Origin of the sequence: Massilia sp. TSP1-1-2 (genome assembly GCF_049896185.1) — a bacterium.
In the GTDB taxonomy this organism is placed as follows: Bacteria; Pseudomonadota; Gammaproteobacteria; order Burkholderiales; family Burkholderiaceae_D; genus Telluria_A.
The window spans coordinates 201755-209498 of the sequence record NZ_JAFCTU010000008.1 but is presented as its reverse complement, the minus strand read 5'-3'; the positions used below and the strand labels follow the sequence as shown (position 1 = coordinate 209498).

Genomic DNA, 7744 nt, shown 5'->3' with positions numbered 1-7744 from the left:
TGGTAGATGCGCTGCGTTAAAAGATCGTGATACGAATGGCTGACGTAACTCTGATGGCGGCGGTCCGGCAGGGCTGCGGCGAGGCGCTTGGTCAGGCCGATCCGGAGGTCGACGCCACGCAGTAGAACCGGGCCAAGATCGGACGACAAGCCCCCACCGGCGAAATCGGCGCGAACTGTGTGAGCTGGAATAGAGGCAAAACGGAGCTGTTCTGGAGTAGAATTCATATCGGGCAAGGTGTGTTCGTGCTGATGGCTTAGGTTTCTAGATAACTCCCATTCTATCAATCACTTACGGCATTCTTGCCCTTTTTTATGCAAAATTCAGGCTAGATGCCGGCGCCAAAAGTGAACAGGATCAGGCAGCAGCGTACGCGGAGCTTGCCGGAAATGCTGCACGATTTGCCCAGCGTTTGCGACTGCGGCGCGAAGTGCAACGCGCAAGGCTACAAAAATAGCTGGAACGGCTATTAGCTACACATCGACACAGCCGATTGCGGCGTGCCGGTCAGTGCCGTTCTCACCCGCGCTTGAGTGCACGACAGCCCGGCGGCGGAGCCGCTGGCGACGATGACGGCGGCGCGCGTGACAAACCTGTATGGGTGTTCGACGCGGCGTACTGCAGCAAGTAATTGCACGAGCATAGCCGAAGTCTGAGCCACGTTGCGCCGATCGACTACAACGCGCGCGGCGGACTGAAGGAAAAGTTTGAACCTGCCGACGCCGTGCGCTACAAGGAGCGCACCGTGGCCGAGCGCAGCAACGCAAGGCTCAAGGATGAATTTTGTGGGCGCAACATCTGAGTGCGCGGTCCGGACAAGGTGATGTCGCATTTGATGTTCGGCTTGGTGGTATTGACGAAAAATCAGTTGATGCGATTGTTTAAATAGCAGCGCAGGCCGGAGATCGGGAATTGCACCGATTGCGCGCGGAGGCGTTGCAGTCACCGGCGACATCGGCGGCTATAGTGGACCCACGATTTGAGACAGCGGTTTAAGCTATGGTCCTTACTGGAGGATTGTGGCAAAGCTTAGCCGGGTGCGCTGCTGAAGGATTAAAAAGCGTTGGCAAAGGTGCTGACCTACTAAGTCGTCTCGGGCAAGGTCAAGACAGCTGACGTCGCGCCCGGGATGGTCAAGACAATGGAAGGCGGTCCGGTGATCGTCAAGTTCAACGTAGGTAAAATAACAATCGACAAGGCGCGCGTTGCCAAAACCGGCATTGTGGCCGACAACAGCGTGATCCATGTCATCAACACGTTAGCGATGTCAAATATGCAATTCAAGCAGCGCCAGCATCCGTGCTGTTGCTATGTTTAATCAACCATGGAACCGCACCCAATGATGAATAGCTTACCTGACCAGTTTCACGCGTTGATAATCGGTGCATCCGGCACGATCGGCGCCGCGTTTATTGATCTGCTCCGGGAATGCCCGCGTTGCGCCTCGGTGCAGGCGCTCCACCGGCAGACCAAGCCCCACCTCGATTTCAATGACGAAGACAGTATTGCCGAAGCCGCACGCGCACTGGCTGCTGGCCCGCAATACCATCTCATTATCAATGCTGCCGGCGTCCTGCATGCTGAATCGTTCATGCCTGAAAAGCGCTTGGCAGATATGAATTACGCGCAGATGCAGGCCACGTTCCAAGCCAATGCCTTCGGTCCTGCGCTGGTAATGCGCCACTTTGCGCCGCTCTTGCACAGCGAACGGGCGATCATGGCCATGCTGTCGGCGAAGGTGGGCAGCATTGGCGACAACCGGCTGGGTGGCTGGTACAGCTACCGAGCGTCAAAGGCTGCGCTAAACATGCTGATCAAGACTGCTGCGATCGAGCTGGCGCGCACGCAGGCTAACAGCGTGCTGGTCGCGCTGCATCCGGGCACAGTGAACTCGCGCCTGTCGCGCCCGTTTCGTGGCGAATCCATCGGCCGTGCCGCGCGAGATGCTGCGGCCGACATGCTAAACGTGCTTGACGAGCTTACGCCCGCCGAAAGCGGTTCATTCAGATCGTATGACGGAGCGGAGCTGCCCTGGTAGCAAAACCTTGGGCCAGGCAATAGACATGCACTGTGCCAGCGCGCGCCCGCTCAACCAGGCCGCTTCGACGGTGCAGTCGTTCAGCTAGTGTCCCGAGTTTGAAGTTCGCAGTATAAATATCCCGAGAATCCCCGCGATACTGCGTCAAAAATGCTCGCAAGGCCTCGGCCTTGCTCCGCTTTTGTTCCTTGTCTCTCGGCGATTTCGGAACATTTATAAGCAACGAACTTCCAACTCAGGACACTAGTCGCCACACGACCCAACCGCAGCGCATCCCAGTGGCTGACCTCATCCGGCGCATGCGCCGTGCTGCTGCAGCGCCAGCGGTGGATGCGCGAGCCTTCCGGCGCGAACGCTCCCGATTCGGCAAAGGCGGAATACATGACTTTGCGCCGACTGCCTGAAGGATCGGAACCGTCCGGTACGCTTCGGCCGCGAATGAATTGTCAGCCGGCATATATGTATCCGAAACAATAACATATATAAATATTATCCAGCTATGATGAGTTTTGATCAACTTATCAAGGCTGCCATGAAGTACTCCTTCGCCGTTTTCGCCACCGTCCTGCTCGCCAGTCCTGCGTTCGCCGCCGACACCGACATTGATGCCTTGTTCTCGGCGTGGAGCAAGCCCGATTCCCCCGGCGCGGTGCTGGCGGTAATCAAGGACGGCAAGGTAGTGCGGCGCGGCGCCTACGGCATGGCCGACATCGAACGCGAGGCCCCCAACAAGGCCTCCACTCCCTTCCATGTCGCTTCGGTGTCGAAACAGTTCACCGCCTTTGCCATTTACCTGCTGGCCCAAGATGGCAAGCTCGGCTTGGACGACGACATCCGCAAGTACCTTCCCGAGCTGCACGACTTCGGCCGCACGATTACCATTCGCCAGCTCATTTCCCATACCAGCGGCTTGCGCGACCAGTGGAACCTGCTGGCCTTGGCCGGCTGGCGCCTGGAGGACGTGATCACCGAAAACGACGTGCTGCGCGTGGTCAGCGCCCAGAAGACGCTCAATTTCACGCCCGGCCGGGAGCACCTGTACTGCAACACCGGCTATACGCTGCTGGGGATTATCGTCAAGCGGGTCGCAGGCACATCGCTGGCGGCGTTCACCAAGGAGCGCATGTTCGATCCGCTCGGGATGACGCACACCCATTTCCATGACGACTACCAAACGCTGGTCAACGGGCGCGCATCGTCGTATGCCAGAGGCCGGGACGGCAAGTGGCAATACGTCGCGCTGTCGTATTCGAACGTGGGCGCAACCAGCCTGTTTACCACGGTCGACGACCTGGCCCTGTGGGACCAGAATTTCTACGACGGCAAAGTCGGCGGCAAGGCGCTGCTGGCGCAGCTGCAGACCAAGGGCAAGCTGGCCGGCGGGCGCGAGATTGACTACGCGGGCGGCCTGGCGATCGGCCAGTACCGCGGCCTTGACATTGTCGAGCACAGTGGCGGCGACGCCGGCTACCGTTCAAATATCGTGCGTTTCCCCAAGGAGCACCTGTCGGTGGTGATCCTGTCCAATGCCGGTGACCTGAACGCGCCGGGTCTGTCGCGCCAGGTGGCCGATGCCTACCTCGGCACCAATGCCGAGCCGTTGCCGGTGGCAAGCGCCAAGATCGAACAGAAGGAGATCAAGCTCGATCCACAGCGCCTCGATGCCTTGGTCGGCGACTTTGCCCTCACCCCGTCGTTCGTGATCAGCTTCACCAAGGAAAACGAGCGGCTGATGACCCAGGCCACCGGCCAGCCCAAGTTTCCGCTATTCCCGTCGAGCGAGCGCACCTTCTTCCTGAAGGTCGTCGAGGCACAGTTCACCTTCGACGCGCCGGGCCCGGACGGCATTGTCAACGGCGGCACGCTGCACCAGAACGGCCAGGATCACCCCGCCAGACGGGTGAAGGCCACTGTATTAAGCGACGAGGAACTGCGTGCACGCAGCGGTACCTTCTACAGCGCGGAACTGAACGTCATCTACCAAATCAGCCAGAAGGATGGCACCTTGGTGCTGCACCACCCGCGCGACGACATGGCGCTGAGCGCGATTTCCGCCACCACGTTCAACGCACCATTCCCGATCGGGAAAGTGGAATACCGCTGCGACGCCAAGCGCGCCTGCAACAGCTTTAGCATCAATAACGGGCGCGTGCGCAATCTGGTATTCAGCAAAGTGGCGATCACACCGCTGGCGCCCCCTGCGCCGCAGGTATCGGCCTTCGCCGCCACCCCGGTCTACCTGCGCGGCAGCATGAACCAGTGGGGCGTGGGAACGCCCTTGCGGGCGAAGGGCAAACAGTTCACGGCCACGGTCACGCTGGAGCGCGGCTCGCACGAATTCAAGATCGGCTCGGACGACTTTGCCGCCATCGACTTTGGCGCCGTGAACGGCAGTGCCGCCATAGCGCCGGGCGAAACGCGCAAGCTGGAAGCAGTCGGCGCCAACATCAAACTGAACGTGCCGGCCACGGCGGCTTATACCTTCATGGTGGACGTGTCCGACCCGGAAACGCCGTCGCTGACGGTACGCCAGTAAGGTTTGCTGCAACGAGCCGTCAGGCGCTATTGCCCGCCAGGCCCGCTGTCACCTGGCTCGGGCAGCATTGAACCGGTCGCTGCGTAGCGCACATGCCACGACAAGGCCTGTTCCAGCACGTGCGGGGTGTGGCCGCCGCGCAGCTTCGCCGCCGCCACATAGTCGCGCAGCATCTGGCGGTACGGGTCGGCCACGCAGTTTTCGATAATGACCTCGGCGCGCTCGCGCGGCGCCAGGCCGCGCAAGTCCGCCAGGCCGATCTCGGTGACGATGATGTCGACGTCGTGCTCGTTGTGGTCCACGTGCGACACCATCGGCACGATGCTCGACACGCGGCCGCCCTTGGCCAGCGACTTGGTGGCAAACACGGCCAGGTAGGCATTGCGCGCAAAGTCGCCCGAGCCCCCGATGCCGTTCATCATGTGCGTTCCGCCCACGTGGGTTGAATTGACGTTGCCGTAGATGTCCGCTTCGAGCGCGGTATTGATCGCAATGATGCCGAGCCGGCGCACCACCTCCGGGTGGTTGCTCACTTCTTGCGGGCGCAGCACCAGGCGCTCCTTGTAGCGGCCGATGTCGCCGAACACCTGCGCCGCCTTGGGCGCCGACAGCGTGATCGACGAGGCGGACGCGAAATCGAGCTTGCCGGCGTCGAACAGGTCGAAGGTCGAATCCTGCAGCACTTCCGAATACATGGTCAGGTGCTGGAACGGGCTGTCGATGAACCCGGCCATTACGGCATTGGCGATCGTGCCGATCCCGGCCTGGATCGGCAGCAGGCGCTCGGTCAGCCGTCCGAGCGCGACCTCGCGTTCGAAAAAGGCGACCAGGTGGGCGGCGATCGCCGCCGTGTCCTCATCGGCCGCCAGGATGGTCGAGCAGCTGTCGCTTTTTTCGGTGATGACGATGGCGGCGATTTTTTCGGGGGCGATCATGATGGCGGTGGTGCCAATCCGGTCGCTCGGCGTCATCAAGGGAATCGGTTCGCGTTGCGGTCGGTGTTTCGGAATAAAGATGTCGTGCAGGCCTTCCAGCGCCAGCGACTGGGCCAGGTTGATCTCGACGATTACCTTGTCGGCCAGGATGGCAAAGCTGGCGCTGTTGCCGACCGAAGTCGTGGGAATGATGGCGCCGGTTTCGGTAATGGCAATCGCCTCGATCACGGCGATATTGATTGGCGCGATCTGGCCGGTGCGCAGCAGCTCCACGGTTTCGGACAGGTGCTGGTCGATGAACATGACTTCACCGCGGTTGATCGCCGCGCGCAGGGTCGGATCGGACTGGAACGGCATGCGGCGCGCCAGCACGCCGGCCTCTGTCAGGATCTTGTCGACATCGCTGCCCAGCGAGGCGCCGGTCATCAAGGTGATCTGCAGCGGATCATGGCGCGCCCGTTCGGCCAGCGCCAGCGGCACTGCCTTGGCGTCGCCGGCCCGCGTGAACCCGCTCATGCCGATCGTCATGCCGTCTTCGATCAGCGCGGCGGCAGCGGCGGCGCTGGTGATGCGTTCTCGCAAGAGGGGATTGCGGATGCGATCCTGATACTCGTCATGCATGGTAAGTCCTTTTTTACGGCAGAAATGGGGCAATCAGGTCAGGCAATCATTGACGGGCGCCAGCGGCGCCGGCACATTCACGTCGCACAGCGCCGAGCGCAAGTCGATTTCGATGGCGCGGCAGATAGCGTCGAGCGGCAGGTCGTTCGGTTCCAGGCCGAACGGTTCCTCGATCTCGTCGCCCAGGGCGTCGAGGCCGAAAAACGTGTAGGCGACAATGGCCACCACGAACGGCGTCATGAAACCGATCGAATCGACCAGCCCGAACGGCAGCAGAAAACAATACAGATACGCGGTGCGGTGCAACAGCAGCGTGTACGAAAACGGCACCGGCGTGTTCTTGATCCGCTCGCACGAGGCGCCGGCGCCGGTCAGGGCCGACAGCGTGGCATCGATGGCAGCGGCCAGGCACGGGTCGATCCGCCCTTCTTTCAGGCACTGGCGCAGGTCCATTCCCATCTGCAGCATCAGGAAGTCGGGCTTGTTGCGGGCGCGCGCCATCTGCTCCCATTCGGCCGGCAGCAACAACGCTGTCAAGCCCGCGTCCGATGGCTGGTCGCGCAGCAGGTCGCGCACGGCATGCGTGAACGCGATGGCCCGATACACCATGCGCACGCGGGCGTCGGCCAGCCCGTCTGCAAAGTTTGCCGGCGCGGGATAGTCGATCAGGCTGAGGCACTGGCGCGCAAAATTGCGGCTGCGCAGCACCAGTTCGCCCCACAACTTGCGCCCTTCCCAGAAGCGGTCGTAGGCGGCGTTGTTGCGAAAGCCGAGAAAGATCGACAGCGGCAAGCCGATCAGCGTGAATGGAATCGTCGTCAGCGTGATTTTTAACTGGAACACGTCGCCATGCGACCAGGTTACCAAGGTGGCAATGGCAATGTTGACGACCAGTGCCGGCAAGATGCGCGGCAATACGGAACCGCGCAAAGCGAGGAATAGCCTGAGCCCGGACGGCCGGTCGCGCACGATCATGGCCGGTCTTTTCTGTCAAATGGGAAGGAAGTACGGGTATAATTCACTAGCATATGAGTGATTTAATCACTCATATGCTAGCAAGTCAAGTCATGCGTGCATGCTTGCCGACAATTTTGCCCATTTCACCGCGACCGACATCAGGAGTTAACGTGGCTCACCGCTTCACCCACGGCAACTTGCCGCAGCAGTTGCTCAAGGCGCGCGACGCGCTGATGACGCATTTTCGCCCCGTCCTCAATCACTACGGCATGACCGAACAGCAGTGGCGGATCCTGCGCGCGCTCGATGAACACGCGCAACTCGAACCGCGTGAAATTTGCGCGCTGTGCCAAATTCTCAGCAGCAGCATGGCGGGCATCCTGGCGCGCATGGAAGAAACCGGACTCGTGCAGCGCAGCCGGATCGAAGCGGACCAGCGGCGCTTGCTGATCAGCCTGGCGCCAAAAGGGGATGCACTGATCGATCATATGGCGCCGCTGATCGAATTGCAGTACCAATACCTTGAGCAAGCGTTCGGCAAGCATGCACTCGAGGCGTTGTCGAGCGCGCTTGAAGGTTTCATCGACGCGCAAGCCAAGCCCGTGGCGCGGGTGGCGTTGCCACCAATAACAAGTTTGTGAACCCGTGGCCGGCAGC

At 61.0% G+C, this 7744-nt stretch carries 6 protein-coding genes and 2 pseudogenes; 5 read left to right on the top strand and 3 right to left on the bottom strand.

From position 1 onward, the window contains the following. Positions 1-227 (bottom strand): transposase (locus tag ACP7BV_RS09655; RefSeq protein ID WP_426103601.1); only part of this gene is annotated, 227 nt, incomplete at its 3' end. A gap of 117 nt (positions 228-344) precedes the next feature. Here ACP7BV_RS09655 and ACP7BV_RS09650 point away from each other — a divergent pair. The 4 genes and pseudogenes from ACP7BV_RS09650 to ACP7BV_RS09635 all read left to right on the top strand — a co-directional run. Beyond that, a pseudogene (locus tag ACP7BV_RS09650) lies at positions 345-889 on the top strand (transposase); the annotation flags it as partial. A gap of 210 nt (positions 890-1099) precedes the next feature. Then, positions 1100-1318, top strand: a pseudogene (locus ACP7BV_RS09645) (fasciclin domain-containing protein); the annotation flags it as partial. Between the two features lie 24 nt (positions 1319-1342). Continuing rightward, entirely contained in the window at positions 1343-2038 is a 696-nt protein-coding gene (locus ACP7BV_RS09640) for an SDR family oxidoreductase (protein WP_426103600.1), read from the top strand. Positions 2039-2570: 532 nt separating this feature from the next. Then, a complete protein-coding gene (locus tag ACP7BV_RS09635; protein WP_426103596.1) occupies positions 2571-4574 on the top strand; it encodes a serine hydrolase in 2004 nt (667 codons plus the stop codon). Positions 4575-4600: 26 nt separating this feature from the next. Here ACP7BV_RS09635 and ACP7BV_RS09630 read toward each other — a convergent pair whose 3' ends face one another. Then, the gene (locus ACP7BV_RS09630) at positions 4601-6130 is read right to left on the bottom strand and encodes an acetyl-CoA hydrolase/transferase family protein (protein ID WP_426103595.1); all 1530 of its coding nucleotides are present in this window, start codon (positions 6128-6130) and stop codon (positions 4601-4603) included. Positions 6131-6163: 33 nt separating this feature from the next. Further along, positions 6164-7105 (bottom strand): bestrophin family protein, encoded by a 942-nt coding sequence (locus ACP7BV_RS09625; protein ID WP_426103594.1) that lies wholly within the window; start codon positions 7103-7105, stop codon positions 6164-6166. Positions 7106-7257: 152 nt separating this feature from the next. Here ACP7BV_RS09625 and hpaR point away from each other — a divergent pair, with 152 nt between their 5' ends. Next, entirely contained in the window at positions 7258-7728 is a 471-nt protein-coding gene (hpaR, locus tag ACP7BV_RS09620) for a homoprotocatechuate degradation operon regulator HpaR (RefSeq protein WP_426103593.1), read from the top strand. Positions 7729-7744: the final 16 nt, after the last annotated feature.

Excerpts from the sequence above, each read along its gene's own strand:
- ACP7BV_RS09640 (WP_426103600.1), top strand. The coding sequence starts at position 1,343 with ATGAATAGCTTACCTGACCAGTTTCACGCGTTGATAATCGGTGCATCC.
- ACP7BV_RS09630 (WP_426103595.1), bottom strand. The coding sequence starts at position 6,130 with ATGCATGACGAGTATCAGGATCGCATCCGCAATCCCCTCTTGCGAGAA.
- ACP7BV_RS09635 (WP_426103596.1), top strand. The coding sequence starts at position 2,571 with ATGAAGTACTCCTTCGCCGTTTTCGCCACCGTCCTGCTCGCCAGTCCT.
- ACP7BV_RS09625 (WP_426103594.1), bottom strand. The coding sequence starts at position 7,105 with ATGATCGTGCGCGACCGGCCGTCCGGGCTCAGGCTATTCCTCGCTTTG.